General features: G+C 53.5%; 15 protein-coding genes. 11 read left to right on the top strand and 4 right to left on the bottom strand.

Translation table 11 applies throughout. The features are described 5' to 3' along the window. The first annotated feature begins 22 nt into the window (after window positions 1-22). Complete coding sequence (locus tag PHC90_09595; protein MDD3846603.1) at window positions 23-2,695, top strand: HAD-IC family P-type ATPase; 2,673 nt, start codon at window positions 23-25, stop codon at window positions 2,693-2,695. A gap of 36 nt (window positions 2,696-2,731) precedes the next feature. Here the strand turns inward: PHC90_09595 and PHC90_09600 are convergent, their stop codons facing one another. Then, window positions 2,732-3,730: a hypothetical protein gene (locus PHC90_09600; GenBank protein ID MDD3846604.1), complete on the bottom strand. Its 999-nt coding sequence runs from the start codon at window positions 3,728-3,730 to the stop codon at window positions 2,732-2,734. 335 nt (window positions 3,731-4,065) lie between these two features. Between PHC90_09600 and PHC90_09605 the strand changes: the two genes are divergently transcribed. The 6 genes from PHC90_09605 to modB all read left to right on the top strand — a co-directional run bounded on the left by PHC90_09605 (window position 4,066) and on the right by modB (window position 9,101). Then, entirely contained in the window at window positions 4,066-4,830 is a 765-nt protein-coding gene (locus PHC90_09605; GenBank protein MDD3846605.1) for a DUF364 domain-containing protein, read from the top strand. 40 nt (window positions 4,831-4,870) lie between these two features. Next, a complete protein-coding gene (locus PHC90_09610; protein MDD3846606.1) occupies window positions 4,871-5,932 on the top strand; it encodes an ABC transporter substrate-binding protein in 1,062 nt (353 codons plus the stop codon). 407 nt (window positions 5,933-6,339) lie between these two features. Beyond that, complete coding sequence (locus PHC90_09615; GenBank protein ID MDD3846607.1) at window positions 6,340-6,762, top strand: TOBE domain-containing protein; 423 nt, start codon at window positions 6,340-6,342, stop codon at window positions 6,760-6,762. Beyond that, window positions 6,752-7,645: an ATP-binding cassette domain-containing protein gene (locus tag PHC90_09620; protein MDD3846608.1), complete on the top strand. Its 894-nt coding sequence runs from the start codon at window positions 6,752-6,754 to the stop codon at window positions 7,643-7,645. Before PHC90_09615 ends, PHC90_09620 begins: the two co-directional genes overlap by 11 nt. 8 nt (window positions 7,646-7,653) lie before the next feature. Further along, entirely contained in the window at window positions 7,654-8,400 is a 747-nt protein-coding gene (gene modA / locus PHC90_09625; GenBank protein MDD3846609.1) for a molybdate ABC transporter substrate-binding protein, read from the top strand. Beyond that, a complete protein-coding gene (gene modB, locus PHC90_09630) occupies window positions 8,397-9,101 on the top strand; it encodes a molybdate ABC transporter permease subunit (GenBank protein MDD3846610.1) in 705 nt (234 codons plus the stop codon). The genes modA and modB overlap by 4 nt, the downstream gene beginning before the upstream one ends. A gap of 88 nt (window positions 9,102-9,189) precedes the next feature. On the opposite strand, the gene PHC90_09635 is transcribed toward modB, so the two are convergent. Together PHC90_09635 and PHC90_09640 are read right to left on the bottom strand one after the other, a co-directional pair. Next, window positions 9,190-9,939, bottom strand: coding sequence for a cytidylate kinase-like family protein (locus tag PHC90_09635; GenBank protein ID MDD3846611.1), 750 nt, complete (start codon window positions 9,937-9,939; stop codon window positions 9,190-9,192). Window positions 9,940-10,113: 174 nt separating this feature from the next. Next, the gene (locus PHC90_09640) at window positions 10,114-10,737 is read right to left on the bottom strand and encodes a DedA family protein (GenBank protein ID MDD3846612.1); all 624 of its coding nucleotides are present in this window, start codon (window positions 10,735-10,737) and stop codon (window positions 10,114-10,116) included. 199 nt (window positions 10,738-10,936) lie between these two features. Here PHC90_09640 and PHC90_09645 point away from each other — a divergent pair, with 199 nt between their 5' ends. Continuing rightward, window positions 10,937-11,746, top strand: a complete 810-nt coding sequence (locus PHC90_09645) for a hypothetical protein (GenBank protein ID MDD3846613.1) — start codon at window positions 10,937-10,939, stop codon at window positions 11,744-11,746. A 51-nt stretch (window positions 11,747-11,797) separates the two neighbouring features. Here the strand turns inward: PHC90_09645 and PHC90_09650 are convergent, their stop codons facing one another. Beyond that, entirely contained in the window at window positions 11,798-12,229 is a 432-nt protein-coding gene (locus PHC90_09650) for a hypothetical protein (protein ID MDD3846614.1), read from the bottom strand. Between the two features lie 204 nt (window positions 12,230-12,433). Between PHC90_09650 and PHC90_09655 the strand changes: the two genes are divergently transcribed. The 3 genes from PHC90_09655 (at window position 12,434) to PHC90_09665 (ending at window position 14,317) form a co-directional block, all read left to right on the top strand. Continuing rightward, a complete protein-coding gene (locus PHC90_09655) occupies window positions 12,434-12,781 on the top strand; it encodes a YkgJ family cysteine cluster protein (GenBank protein MDD3846615.1) in 348 nt (115 codons plus the stop codon). Between the two features lie 152 nt (window positions 12,782-12,933). Further along, complete coding sequence (locus tag PHC90_09660; GenBank protein ID MDD3846616.1) at window positions 12,934-13,569, top strand: hypothetical protein; 636 nt, start codon at window positions 12,934-12,936, stop codon at window positions 13,567-13,569. Between the two features lie 310 nt (window positions 13,570-13,879). Beyond that, window positions 13,880-14,317 carry a hypothetical protein gene (locus PHC90_09665; protein ID MDD3846617.1) on the top strand — a complete coding sequence of 146 codons (438 nt, stop codon included), beginning with the start codon at window positions 13,880-13,882 and terminating at the stop codon, window positions 14,315-14,317. The last annotated feature ends 199 nt before the right edge of the window (window positions 14,318-14,516 follow it).

Consider the following 14,516-nt stretch of genomic DNA (forward strand, 5'->3'; position numbering starts at 1 on the left):
CAACCAGGTGGAGGTGAAGGTCATGAAATGGTACCAGCTGGATACAGAAGCGGTCTTCCTTGAAAGAGATACCCGCCCCGAGGGTCTTACGGCCTCAGAAGTGCAAGAGCGCTTGGAGCAATATGGCCCCAACAGTCTGCCCGAGGAAGAGGGACTCAGTCGCCTTAAGGTCCTGCTCCATCAGTTCACAAGCCCCCTCATATACATCCTCATCGCGGCAGCCTTTGTGACCGCCATCCTCAAGGAATACATCGATACGGGCGTTATAGTTGCGGTGGTCATCCTCAATGCCATTGTCGGCTATCTTCAGGAGTACAAGGCGGAAACGAGCGTCCGGGCCCTCAAGAATATGGTTATTGCAAAGGCACGCGTCGTCCGTGAGGGCAACGAAGAGGAGATCCCCAGCCAGGATCTCGTGCCGGGCGATATCGTGCTCCTCGCGTCGGGCGCAAAGGTGCCGGCAGACCTGAGGCTCTTCGAGGTCAATGAGTTGCGGGCCGAAGAGGCCGCATTGACCGGAGAATCCCTTCCCGTGCAGAAAACCCTTAATGCCATAGCCGAGGACCACCTCACGGCCGGGGACCAAACGAACATAGCCTTCATGGGAACGAGCATCGTCAACGGCCGCGCCCGGGGCATCGTTGTAGAAACGGGACGAAGGACAGTGCTGGGACAAATAGCCCGGGACGTAAAGGAACTCTCCGTCACGGAAACCCCCCTCCAGCGCAAGATCGTCAAGTTTGCCCAGTTCATCGGGATCCTCGTGCTGGGAAGCGCCGCCGCCATAATCGCTTTCGGCCTCTTCCTCGGCATGACCCTGAAGGAACTGTTCACCACCGCCGTCGCCGCTGCTGTAGCCACGGTACCCGAGGGACTTCCCATCGTGGTGACGGTTACCATGGCCATAGGCATCACCCGTATGGCACGCCGCAACGCCATCATGCGCAAACTCTCCGCCGTGGAGACCCTGGGAAGCACCACGGTGATCTGCTCCGATAAGACGGGAACGCTGACAAAGAACGAGATGACCGTCAAGGCCGTCTATGACGGACATCACGCCTTTGAGGTGACGGGCAGCGGCTATGACCCGGAAGGCAAGATACTTCATGAATGGGAACCTACCGATGAAGCATCCCTGAAAGGATTGCGCACCCTGCTGAGGATCGGCCTTCTGTGCAACGAATCGCGCATGACAGAGGAAGACGGCCTGCTCAGGGTGGACGGCGACCCGACGGAAGGGGCCCTCATCGTGTCCGCCATGAAAGCGGGGCTTGATTTCGACACGGAGAAGAAGAAAAACCCACAGGTGGGGCTCATACCCTTTGAGTCCGATCGCGGTTTCATGGCAACCCTTCATCACCATAACGGTGGGAGACTGATTTTCCTCAAGGGAGCCCCGGAAAGGGTGCTCGACATGTGCACAAACCTTTCCTCGGGAGAAATCATAAACAGGACGGAGATCGAGAAGATCGCAGAGGGGTTCGCCGGGGATGGGATGAGGGTTCTGGCGATGGCGTACAAGGAGGTCGACACAGGCACCCCGGGAGAGACATTCACCCACGACCACCTCGGTACCCATTTGATCTTTGCGGGTCTCCAGGGTATGATCGATCCCCCGCGACCGGAGGCCATTGAGGCTATCAGCGGATGCAAGGAGGCGGGCATCAGGGTGGCCATGATCACCGGTGACCATGCAGTGACCGCCTCGGCCATAGGCAGGATGATCGGACTGGGCGAAAGCAAGGCCCCCGCGATCACCGGTAAGGAACTGGAAACAATGAGTGATGATGACCTCTTCGACAGGGTTCAGGAGACCACCGTCTATGCCCGGGTCTCGCCGCAGCATAAGCTCCGGATCGTCCAGCAATATATGCGGCACGGAGAGGTCGTGGCAGTCACCGGCGACGGCGTCAACGACGCCCCCGCCCTGAAGGCCGCACACATAGGGGCCGCCATGGGAAAAACGGGAACCGATGTGGCCCGTGAGGCCGCCGACATGGTCGTCACCGACGACAACTTCGCCTCCATTTTCCACGCCGTGGAGGAAGGAAGGATTGTCTTCGACAACATACGGAAGGTCACGATGTTCCTCATTCCCACGGGGTTCGCCGCCATCCTTTCGATCCTTGCATCCATGTTCCTCGGCATACCCATCCCCTTCGTGGCGGCCCAGCTCCTGTGGATCAACCTCGTCACCAACGGCCTGCAGGACGTGGCCCTGGCCTTTGAACCAGGAGAAAAGGACATCATCAGGAGAAAACCGCGCGGCCCGAAGGAAGGCATAATGTCGGGCCTCATGTTCCAGCGAAGCGTTATCGTCGGAATCCTGATCGCCGCCGGCGTCGTCTACAACTTTCATGACGCCCTGTCGGACGGTTCCTCTATTGAGCACGCCAGGACCATTGCCATGACGACCATGGTCATCTTCCAGTTCTTTCATGCCTGGAACTCACGATCCGAGAGACAGTCCGTCTTCCAGGTCAATCTCCTGGGCAATCCCTTTCTGTTCTACAGCCTGATCGCGGCAGCCCTTGCACAGATTGCCGTTATTTACGTGCCCGCTCTCCAGTGGGTCTTCAGAACCGATGCGCTCTCCGGGGCTGAGTGGCTGAGGATCGTTGCCGTGGCGATCACCGTCATAGCGGCGGTGGAGATCGACAAGCTGGTGCGGAAAAAGGATCGATTGAAAAGATAAGGGGAAAGAGGATCTGGATCGATCCCGGTCTGCGCCCTACCCTGCGGATCGCTGCCAGTCGGACTTTACAAATTCCAGAATTCTTTGCGCCCTCTCGGAAAAGACGTGGATTCCCTCCCAATTGGGCCGTGAGAGGGTTTTCTGCATGAGAAGGCCATCTTCCCCGAACCATTGCGGCAGTACACCGCCGAAAAAGTAGCCCCTGTTTCCCAACAGGCCGGCAACCTTGCCGACCCACGGCTCCGACAGCTTGAGCCAGACCTGGACCACTTCCACATTCTGGTCGAGGATGCGCTCCTCTTCCGATATGAAAGCGTTCAAGAAATCCGGCCCCGCCTCGCGGACGGCCACCCGGGCCACCCGGGCAAAGTCATATATCTCTGTATCGAACCTGGTCTGTCCCGCGACGGGAAGGTCATCACCCGACACGGTGAAGGACCGCTTGTCGTCAAGACCCTCATATATATACTCAAGAAAGCGGGCATACATGTCGGGGACATGGATGATATGTGAATTCCGGACAACCGTTATGAACATGAGGATCGTCGCCACCCGTCCCGATGCGCTCTTCTCCTTATCGTAGGCCTCCGCGGGCATAAGGTCCACCTCGAGGGCCGTTTCGACAAAGGGCAGATTGGCAAGAGCGGCCTTCTGGATATACACATGGTTGCAGACGGGCTCACCGAAAAACACCTTGACTCCCTCAATGCCGGCCATCATCCTGCCGACGTACTGAAAGATCATGCCCATAACACCCGCATTCCGGAAGGCTGGCAGGACCGCCCCGTTCCCCTTCTCGTAAACCCCTTTGTCCGGCGCCGCCCGGAAAAGGGAACTATATCCGATGACCCTGTTATCCGGCGACCTGACAACAATCGGTATCTGGTCGCGCCTCTCAAAAGCCTCGACGAGCCCCCTGGGGTCATAGACGATCTTTGCCGGATAAGCATCCCCGTACACTTCGGTAAAAAGCTTCGCCACGCCTTCGGCGTCTTCGGGTCTGAAAAGACCCGTGGTCAATTCCTCCTTGTCCATTTCACACCTTCCTTTGATGTTACGGGGCCGCAACCCCTCCAGGCTACCCGGCATCTTCGCGGAAATCTGACAATCACAATAAGCTATTCCGCCGAAAAAATCAAAATGATGATATCAGGCCTCAGCTTAGAGGTGACAGATCCCTCCCCGCATAGACCCTCTTTTTACGGTTGCTTCATCGTTGTCTCCCATGTTATATAGCGCTTATGCTCCTGTCCATACACCGTCTGACTTCTGTCTGCGGTACAGGCGAAAGATCACGAACGTTGGCATCTGAACAGCCGGGCATCAAAATTGCGGCCCGGCTGGCTGCAAGATAAAGAAAAGGAGATAACATGGACGTTTTGACGGATATAATCAGCACCATCGAGCAGGATGCACAGGTGCAGGAGGTACGAAGGGGGCTGGCCTGGACCACCGTAGTGAGTAAAGGGTGCGGTCTGGCTTCAACACTGGGCTCGGCAGGATGCAACCATGAGGCGACAGAGGGCATGGTAAGATCTTTTACGGAGATGACGGCCCTCGAACTCGCCCGCAACTGCAGCCTGAGCAATGATACGGCCATGGTATCCCTCGGCCTTGCGGCCGTCAATTCACTCATCGATGTCGACACGAGCAAATGCAGCGATGCGGACGGATTGCGGCTGGCCAAGGATCTCGGCAAGGGAAAGAACATCGCTGTCATCGGACACTTCCCATTCCTCGCCGATGTGGCCAAAACGGCGAGGAATCTCTGGATAATCGAAAAAAGGGTGCATCCGGGAGACTATTCGGAAGAGGAGGGCAAGGACCTTATCCCTCAGTCCGATATAGTGGTCATCTCCAGCACCACGATTATCAACCGAACTCTCGGAGACATCCTCGAACGGTGCAGGGAAGGAGCCGTCAAGATGCTCCTGGGACCAAGCACGCCCATGACGGAGACGCTTTTCACCCTGGGTATAGACATGCTCTCGGGGAGCGTGGTGACGGATAAAGACACGGTGCTGAGATCGGTAAGCGAAGGGGTCAGTTTCATGCAGCTCAAGAGAAGAGGCGGTGTCCGCTTTGTGAGTATGGTCAAGAATTACGATGACATCGTCCGGAGATTGGCGGGTTAAGCAGATACCAATCGAATAATGACACATGGAGGATTTTGAAATGAGGGGCGCAAAGTTTCTTTTTTTACTGGTCTTGACGGCGGCGGCATTCTTCGCCATAACTCCACGGATCACTTCGCTTCATGCCGCGGAGTACAAAGTAATAACCGACATGTGCGGCAACAAGGTTGAAGTACCTGTCAGCCCGCAGAGGATAGCGAGCATGCACTGTGTTTCCTGCGAGAGGATTTATATACTGGGCGCGGGCAGCAAGCTTCGCCTTATGGGGAAACAATCGCCATGGGCCTACAAGTTTTACCCGGAGATTAGAAACGTCGAGACAGAGAGGACCGGCAAAATAGAACAGCTGCGGGACCTGAACATCGATCTCGTACTGTATACGCCCGGCATGTTCAAAGGAAAAGGGGATGAGTTCAAGGCGGCGGGATTTAAGACAGCATGCGCATTTTCAGCTGACAGGAGACCGGCAACCGTCAGCGGGTTCATCGCCGACTTCAAAAAGCAGATGAGTTTCTACGGCGAGGTTCTGGGCCCTGAAGCAAAGGCGAGAACAGACCGGTACTGCAAATACTTCGATGGGAAGATCAATGAAATTCTCACAATAACATCGAAGATCGACAAAAAAGACAGGCCTTCAGTCTACTATGGCTGGAAAAGCGGAAAAATGCTGGCCAGCCAGGGAAGGGCCAGCGTGATGCATTGGAACACCGAGATTGCGGGCGGCAATTACTTACCCCAGGTGCAGGACAACAATTTTGCCAACATGGACAAGAAGCAGGTGCTGTCGTGGGACCCCGATGTGATCCTGATAAGCAGGGCGAACGTGACGACCGACAGCGTGAAAAAAGACCCCGACTGGGCGTCCAAAAAGGCTGTCAAGAACGGCAGGGTCTACTATACCCCCGAAGGCATCTATACATGGGACAACGCAAGCGGGGAAACCGTGCTCTTCATCATATATCTCGCAAAGATCCTTCACCCCGACCTCTTCAAAGACTGGGACATGGTAAAGGAAATGAAGACATTCTATTCGGAGATATACGGCAAGACAATAACGGATAAAGACGCGGAAAGGATCCTCCAGTCTCTCCCGCCAATGTGAACAAGCGCCGACAAGAAAAAGCGGCTTGTTCTGGACGCGGCCCCCGGGCTTTTCGGAATCCGCGGTTTCCACGCAACTACCGCCAGGGTTATTGCGGCATTGGATGACGGCATCCTCCGGATGGATCATCAAGGGGCGTGCCGTGAAGGAGGACCATCAACAGAATCGGAGAAAAGGGTGGAAGGTGAAGACATGATGTCCCGAAAGTCCCGCCGGTGACAGAGTGGACCGGTGTGGGCAACACGCCGGAAAGAGCACACGACTGCAGAATACTGTTGACTTAAGAAGGCTTTATATTATCCAATATATAACGGTTATTGCACTCAGAATTATAGTCACGCAGTATACCTGTCGTTGTCCCTATCGATCAAATACATATGGGTTCAGCGGGATAACAATTGGGATCTATGAACAAATTGTACGGAAGAATATCGCAATTGACGACATCAGGCAATATGACGCTGGTGGATATTGACGTGAGCGGGACGCAGATGACCGCCATTACCATCGGGACACCCGAGAAGGTCAGGTACCTGCGGACCTCGAGCAATATTGAATTGCTGTTCAATGAATCGGAAGTCTCGATAGGAAAGCTGACAGATGGACAGATAAGCCTTTGCAACCAGCTGCAGTGTATCATCGACGACCTTATCCCCGGAAAAATATTTAGCCAGGTAATTCTTTCTTTTCACGGAGAGCATTTGACTTCACTGATAACAACAAGGTCGGTTAAGAGACTGAACCTGGAAACGGGGGACCGTGTAACGGCTTTTATCAAAACAAACGAAGTATTATTAAAGGAACCCGATGAGGCCGGGAATGGAGATTGAATTATCCGTAAGGAAGAAGCTCTTCACCGCAACGGGCGAATTTACATTTAAAGCCGATCTTCAGATCAACAACGGTGAAATAGTATCTTTTTTCGGACCATCGGGCGTAGGCAAAACAACGATGCTGCGCATTATTGCCGGGCTGACCGATGCCGACGAAGGATTTGTAAAAGTCGGCGGGCAGTTCTGGCTTGACACGGCAGACGGCACAAACTTACCGCCCCGAAAACGCAAAGTCGGTTTTGTATTCCAGCATTATGCCCTCTTCCCGAATATGAGCGTTCGCGAGAATCTGCAGTTTGCCCAGAAGAACGTCGACAAGCAGCATCTTGACGAGCTCCTTGAGATATTCGGGCTGGTCAATCTGCAGCACCGCAAGCCGGGGGTGCTTTCGGGGGGGCAGAATCAGAGAGTAGCCCTGGCACGTGCGCTGGCGCGCAAACCGGATCTGCTGCTGCTCGACGAGCCTCTTTCCGCGCTGGACATTGAGATGAGAAGTTCCCTTCAGGACGAAATCCTCCATGTCCACAAACTGTGGGGAATCACTACAATCCTCGTCAGCCACGATCTGCCGGAGGTATTCAAGCTATGCAACCGGGTGATAACATTTAACAACGGACGTGTCACGGACGACGGCAATCCTTATGATATTTTCGCCAACTATAAGATAAGCGGTAAACTCCAATTCGTTGCCGAAGTGCTGAAAGTTGAAAAAGAAGATGTCGTGGATATACACACTTTACTGATAGGCAACTCTCCTGTCAAGATTGCCGTCTGCAACAACCGGCAGGCATCATTTCTACCGGGCGACAAGGTGCTGGTGATCTCCAAGGCCTTTAACCCGATCATTCAAAAACTCAATTCCAAGGAAAACGGGAGGTAATGAACAAAATGAGAAAGAGACATATTTTTTGCGGAAAAGCCCTCTGGATCTTTATTCTCTTGCTGAGCGCGTCCACAGTTTCCGCTCAGAATCTGATGATCGCGTCGGGAGCCGGGTACAAAAAACCGGTTACTGAAGTCATGGCATCTTTCGAAAAGGACACCGGGATAAAGATCGATGCAGCCTTCGGCAATATACAAATGGTCTCCAGCCAGGCAAAACAGACAGGGGAGATCAGTTGTGTCATCGGTGATAAAAAATTCCTTGCCAGACTCGGCTCCACGGTAACATTCACGGCCTATCATCCTATAGGGAAAGGGATGCTCGTTCTTGCTTTCCGCAAGGGCGTCAAGCTGGACAAGCCCGAAGACATGGTATCAGACCGGGTGGGATCGGTATTTATGCCACAGGACAAAAAGGCTATTTACGGCATCGCCGGGACTGAAGCCCTGAAATCATATGGCTATGCATCACAACTTGCCGGTAGAATATCCCGGGTTGCCACCGTGCCCCAGGTTGTTTCCTACCTGGTTACAGGTGAAGCCGACGCGGGGTTTATCAACCTGACTGAGGCTATGGCCAACAAAGACCGGCTGGGCGGCTACCTCATCATTCCAGAAGACAAGTACACTGAGATCCTGATAGTTGCCGGAGTGGTAAAGGGTTTCGAAAACAGACCGGAAACCAAACAATTCATTGATTACCTGCAGACAAAAAAGGCGAGACACATATTTGAAAAATACGGATTGAAATGACACCGGGAATACTGGTAAGCGATTATCTGACGCACCCGGCCATAGGGCTTACATTAAGGGTAACCCTGCTGGCACTCGTCTTACAGATCTTGTCAGGCTTACCTCTGGGGCTATACCTCGCAGGGAAGAAAAGCCCGGCAAAGAGCATCCTGGAGATCATCACGACTCTGCCGATGATCTTTCCGCCAATGGCGCTGGGGTTTTTCCTGCTCCTTGTTCTGGGCAAAAACGGTGTTCTGGGAAGTCTTTTGCTGAAGATGTTCTGCTTTAAAGTGATATTCACATCCTGGGGGGTGCTGGCGGCCGTTTATATTGTAGGACTGCCTTTCATGGTCAAGAGTGTGCAGGCGGCCCGGCAGCAAATGGATAATTCATTGATCGAGGCGGCCGCCACCCTTGGGAAGACCAGGATCCAGACGCTATTCAGGGTAATTCTGCCGAACATCAAAAACGGCATCGTGGCCGGTCTGCTCCTTGCGTTTGGGCGGTCGGTCGGAGAAGTCGGCATCAGCTTGATGCTCGGCGGTAATATTATAGGCCGCACGGAAACACTCTCGCTTGCGATCTACAACGCGGTTTTTGAAGGTGACTTTCTGAGAGCGGCCACATTTTCCGCTATACTGTCAGTGATAGCCATCATAATGCTTCTCGTCTTGAACATGCTCAATAAAGCCAGGATATCGGATATCGGCAACACGTAAGCTGCCCGGCTGGAAGCTGACCGGGAGCCCCCTTTCCAGGCGGCGAGGTCCTCAAAAACTTCGCCCGATACGTCGAAATGCGGTTTTCCTAGAACACCGCCTGGCGTATTCCACTCGCGGCTGCTTTTGCTGAGGTCTTCAGGTCGAAGCGCCTTATTACCTCGTCGCCGATCAACCGGGCCGCTTCATCGTATCTCACGCGGTCCGTATTGATGACAACGTCGTAGAGCAGCGGATCGTCGATATCGGCATCGAAGTTGTCCTTGAGGTAACGCTTTCGGCCCTGGTCCTTCTTCTTTATATAACTGGTCGCCGCCTTAAGGTCGAAGCCGAAAACCTTCTGCGCCTGTTCGACCCTCTTCTCGAAGGACCCTACCAGACGCACATGGAAAACGTTCGGCAGCTCGCTTGTCACCACATTCGCCCCTCTACCGACAAGGATCACGTTCCCTATCTGGGCGAGGCGCAATATTGTGGCATTCGTGCGCTCAACGAGCGTCCAGGTGGAGGGATGGAGACCGAGAAATTCCTCGATGGCGTCAGTTACCATGCCTTTATGGTCTTCCTTCATGAATTCCCCTATCCGGCCCTTGAGGTTGAATACCTCGATAACCTTTGTGACGAGTTTCTGGTCGAATATGGTCCATTCCTCATGGGTTGGGACCTTTGTTTTCAGATAGCCTGCCAGTTCCGAGGAAACCGTAAGGCCGCCCGCGCCTTCTGATCGTGAAATTGTTATTGCAGGTTGTGAGGCTTCTCCGGCCAGTCTTTTGCCCTTCTGACCAAAATGGCGTTCGATGTAAGATTCACACTTATCAGAGCCGATATTTTCCCACATACAAGGCCCTCCTGTCACTTAAGTGTTCACTGCTGACCACCCGCCTATGGATTCATCTCGTGGACCGTTCTCCTTATTTAATGTGTATAGCCGACAGGTTGGGGTTTGTCAACCGAAGTGAGGAGCAACGCCTGGATGCTTCGCGGGCGGCAGGGAGGAGAATCCAAGGCGATGTTATTTCAGCATCAGTTTGATCACGACGAACCCGCCGATGAGCAGGATCGTGAACAGTATGGCCAGCTTGTTGAAATACTTGTCGATCCATCGGGTCATGGGTTCGCCGAACTTCCATATTATGCCGGCCACCAGGAAGAAACGAAGGGAGCGGCCCACCGCTGACGCCAGGATGAATTCAAGGAAATTGACCTTGCAGACTCCGCCGGCAATGGTGAAAACCTTGTAGGGTATGGGCGTGAAACCGGCAGTGAATACTGCCAGAAAGGCGTTCTCGTCATACTTGCCCTTGACGAGGTTGAAGACCTGCTCGGTAAAACCGGGAATGTAATCGAAAAAGAACCGCGCGAATGGGCTGAAACTTCCGTCGGAACCGTACCAGAGAATATATCCGATGCTGTAGCCGATGGTGCCCCCTATCACAGAACCCAGGGAACAGACAAAGGCATATTTGAATGCCCGCGCCGGCACTGAAACAGCCAGGGCTATCAGGAGCACGTCGGGCGGAATAGGGAAAAAGGAGCTTTCCGCCAGGGCGAGAAGGAAAAGAGCCGGTGTGCCATAGGGGGTATGCGCCCAGTGGAGCACCCAATCGTAGAGCCTTCTTATAATGTTCTGTTTCACCCTGCCTCCCTGTATGCCGCTATCGTCTGTTCACTCGAGCGCCCCGCTCCAATACCATTCACCACTCCTGTCTCAGAAACGATAAGGATATCAAACCTGGAAGACGAAAACAACAGTCTTTCTTTTCTTCGGGACATAGTGTAGAGTGTCGTTGGGAGTGTTTTTGCAGGTGAACCGGACGGAACGATTTCCTTATTGTATGAAAACCGCGCTGCAGGAAAGCCAGCTCGAGAACATCCTGGACGCTAACATGTTCACTGCATATATCCCGAGGGACATGGACATTCCCCGTTTTGCGGATCCCCGACAGACCGCGCTTGACGTCGGGACTTTCCGCCAGCCCGGCCACATTCATTCCCGGTACATCAACCAGGTCTTCAGCTGCATCGGTTATATCAAGCGCATTCAGAACCTGGATCACCTGAAATACCTTCCCGTCCTCTATGAAGAACTGGGAAGGTTCCTCCTCGTCATGGAGGACATCACCTACAGCATGGACATCAGAACATCCCGGGAGATCTACGAGGCGCAAAAGCGCGGCTTCGAGGGTTTCTTTGCCAGTTACCACCGGGCAGTGCACGACCATGACGTCCAATGGATCGGCACCATCAGGAAACATCAATTCCTCTACCTGGAAAAAATAGACATGCTCATCGAGACCTTGAAGGCGCGCGGGAATGTCTTCGATTGCAGCGGTCATTCGTTGTACGAGGAGATCCTCGAGACCTGCAGGGGATTCGCCGATAATAAGGCGGCTTCATCCACGGCCATCGACACCGCCTGCCGCTTCGTCGCCAATTGCTGCGCAAAAGCCGCTCTTGATGGTCAATCCAAGGTTATCTGGTCTGGCGACATGCATGTATTGGATCTGCTTCGGCACCTGTACGCCAGGCCGCAGCTTTATCGGGCTTTTCCGCAGGTCTACCTGCGTTCGAACTACGATCCGATGAATTTCGCTGAACTGTTCCCAAAATGGCAGCACGGGAAGAAAACGGGCGCTGAGGCTTAAAAACAGTTCCAGATTTCAGGCTGAAAACGGTAGTGTATGCTTGTTGTCCCTTCACTCAGGAAGGATCTCCGTCGGCACACCGGGAAAGCGTTTTTTCAGAAGTCTGAAATAGCCAGTACTTCCAACACATTCTTCGTTGTCTTCCTCTGAGCAGGCTATCTCGGCGACTTTCCATTTTATACCGCTCTTGCGGAGCAAGGCTGAAACACCTTCATATTGACTCGTCCCGTCGGGGGATCTCGGGAACGTTTCGATCCAGGCCCAACCGTCGAGCACCTTCAAACGCTTGACGACAAAGACGGCGCTGATGCCATGCAGCTTTTGCATCTCCTCGCGCAAAGCATCGATGATCACTTTTCTATCGACCGATCCCGGCGACGGCGTGACGGCCTTTTTCCGGGATTCCGCCGCCGCACTCAGGGATTGCATGGCTGACAAAAAGAAAACGGCGGCAACAAAAACTAACAGGCCTCTTTTTATCATATGACTCCTCCTTTGCCGGGCCTCTCCTGTCCAGATCGCTTACCAGACGTATTGTCCGGTTATTTGAGAATTATCGCACTCTCTGTGAGCAATGACAAGGTGCGGCGGCAGAAAACTTATGACACCATGGAACGGTCAGGAGCCCTGTCGGGAAGGGGGCGCCGTTGCAAAGTACGTCTTCCTCTGCTAAAAACATAGAAGAGCATGAACGGTCCAGGCGCACCGATCAAGGAAGGGAACAATAGAAGCCCCGCGTGTCGGCAATGCGGCTGCTGCTGTTACGTGGATATGGTCATCTACGTCACTTCTGAAGATATGGAGCGGTGGGAAAGGCAGGGGCGTCAGGATATAATTGCCCGGCTTCGCGACAACAGGGTAATCTGGGCAGGCGACCGGATCGTTGACAGGTCCGGGGCAAAGGTAACGAACTGTGTCTATCTCAATTGGAACGGCAAGACCTTTTTCTGCGAGATCTACGAAACCCGCCCCATGGTATGTCGCAATTATGTCCCCGGTTCGTCCGAACTCTGCCCTCTGTATTATCAGGAATAACATGGCATCGATCTTGTAGGTCCTCAGTAGACCCGGGAGGACCCTGAACGAGTCGAGATACCGGCAAGGACTGAAGATGAGGTATGCTATAGGGCGTTTATGACCGACACTATTTACAGCGAGATCGACAAGGCAGGGCGGTGGAAGCAAAGATGGTCTGGATCTTAAACATGGGTGTTCTTTTCTCGCTGTACACCGTGCTGTGGATGCTGGCCTGTGTGCTCGCCTTCGTCGTGTACCTCAGGGACAGGCGTTCCTTCGCGTTCTCTCACGGAGACTACTGGCGTCTGCTGTTCACTCCCTGGAAGATCGCGACCTTTCTCATCGCCGCCGCCGCTATGGTCATCATGGCGCCTTACACGGGTGATCCGACATGGGATGCCTTCGACGCCGGATTCATGTCGCTCATGACCTTTCTCGGCGCCCCCTGGGCCATCGGTTCCCTCTACAGACTGGCGACGGGGAGACTGCCGCTGAAACAGGGATTTGTGATATTTACGGTGTGGATGTTCACGGTGAGCTGGTCCTATGACCTGTACATCTTCCTTCGCGACGGACACTACCCTCTAACCTGGCTCTCGAACATCTTCGCCTCATCCTTCCTCTACGTCACAGCCGGTATTCTCTGGAACCTCGACTGGAGGGAAGGAAAGGGGGCCATCCTTTCCTTCAGGGAGAAAACCTGGCCATACCCGGCGTCATCGGCCGCGTTCGGCAGGATCATCTTCTTCGCCCTCCCCCTCATGACCCTCGTCGCGGCAATGATCCTCTATTTCTTCTTCAAATGAACAGAGGCTATAGAGGATCCAAAGGTTCTCCGTCATTCCGGCGAAGGCCGGAACCCAGGAAAGATCGCTGATAAGCGACCACCCGGCAAGGGAAAGCTTGGCCCCCTGTTATTTGACCCTTCCTATCATCTTATCCGTATTCTTCCCGTTGCGACAAAGCTCTTCCTGGATGTCGCTTGCGCGAGAATGACAACCCTTAAGGTATCGCCCCCGCAGTTGACCTTCGCCTCCATTACCAGGGTCCATTGAAGGGTTGACCTAAAATGATGTGCGGTCTATAATCATGAAAAGCGCTAAGGAGGTACACTTTATGAGTCCCATGAGGGCAAGAGGTTTTTACATCATCATGATCCTTGTTGCACTTCCAATGGTTTTTTTCGTCACCGGATCCGCATCGGCCTGCACCTGGGATCCTGTTGTCAACAAGTGTCATCCTATTGTCGGCGAGATCGTTGTGTACAAACACAATTCCTGCAACGGATCGCAATACTACGCTTTCAACGGCAACAATCAGAACGAATTTCCCGATTTTACAAAACTGAAATGGCCTGACGGCAGCAACCTCAATGACAGTGTTTCCTGTATAGTGGTCGGACCCAAGACAACATCCAGGTATTACCAGCACACAAAATTTGGCGGAAAAAGCGCCTTGATCAAGAATAAGAACAACGATTCATTTATTCAGAAAAAAGTGGGCGGGACCTGGTGGAACGATTCCATAAGCTCCGTCAAGGTCTTTCGCGATTAGGCGGGAAAGGACCTGAGGGGACATCCTGTAATCCTCCTGTCAACATAAATATCAATACTCAATGATATCGGTCATGTGTCTTTTCCCGCCTTTTGTTGTGCGCACGTCTCCCATGGGTCTTCATCCAATACCCTTACCTTAATGTCCGGCGACTATCTCACCCTTAAGGCGAACCCGCACCTCATCGTTATCAGTATCC

It is taken from the genome of Syntrophorhabdaceae bacterium, from assembly GCA_028698615.1.
GTDB lineage: Bacteria > Desulfobacterota > Syntrophorhabdia > Syntrophorhabdales > Syntrophorhabdaceae > Delta-02.

Coding starts and splice junctions, on each gene's coding strand:
- PHC90_09595 (MDD3846603.1), top strand. CDS start 23: ATGAAATGGTACCAGCTGGATACAGAAGCGGTCTTCCTTGAAAGAGAT.
- PHC90_09600 (MDD3846604.1), bottom strand. CDS start 3,730: ATGGACAAGGAGGAATTGACCACGGGTCTTTTCAGACCCGAAGACGCC.
- PHC90_09605 (MDD3846605.1), top strand. CDS start 4,066: ATGGACGTTTTGACGGATATAATCAGCACCATCGAGCAGGATGCACAG.
- PHC90_09610 (MDD3846606.1), top strand. CDS start 4,871: ATGAGGGGCGCAAAGTTTCTTTTTTTACTGGTCTTGACGGCGGCGGCA.
- PHC90_09615 (MDD3846607.1), top strand. CDS start 6,340: ATGAACAAATTGTACGGAAGAATATCGCAATTGACGACATCAGGCAAT.
- PHC90_09620 (MDD3846608.1), top strand. CDS start 6,752: ATGGAGATTGAATTATCCGTAAGGAAGAAGCTCTTCACCGCAACGGGC.
- modA (MDD3846609.1), top strand. CDS start 7,654: ATGAGAAAGAGACATATTTTTTGCGGAAAAGCCCTCTGGATCTTTATT.
- modB (MDD3846610.1), top strand. CDS start 8,397: ATGACACCGGGAATACTGGTAAGCGATTATCTGACGCACCCGGCCATA.
- PHC90_09635 (MDD3846611.1), bottom strand. CDS start 9,939: ATGTGGGAAAATATCGGCTCTGATAAGTGTGAATCTTACATCGAACGC.
- PHC90_09645 (MDD3846613.1), top strand. CDS start 10,937: ATGAAAACCGCGCTGCAGGAAAGCCAGCTCGAGAACATCCTGGACGCT.
- PHC90_09650 (MDD3846614.1), bottom strand. CDS start 12,229: ATGATAAAAAGAGGCCTGTTAGTTTTTGTTGCCGCCGTTTTCTTTTTG.
- PHC90_09655 (MDD3846615.1), top strand. CDS start 12,434: ATGAACGGTCCAGGCGCACCGATCAAGGAAGGGAACAATAGAAGCCCC.
- PHC90_09660 (MDD3846616.1), top strand. CDS start 12,934: ATGGTCTGGATCTTAAACATGGGTGTTCTTTTCTCGCTGTACACCGTG.
- PHC90_09665 (MDD3846617.1), top strand. CDS start 13,880: ATGAGTCCCATGAGGGCAAGAGGTTTTTACATCATCATGATCCTTGTT.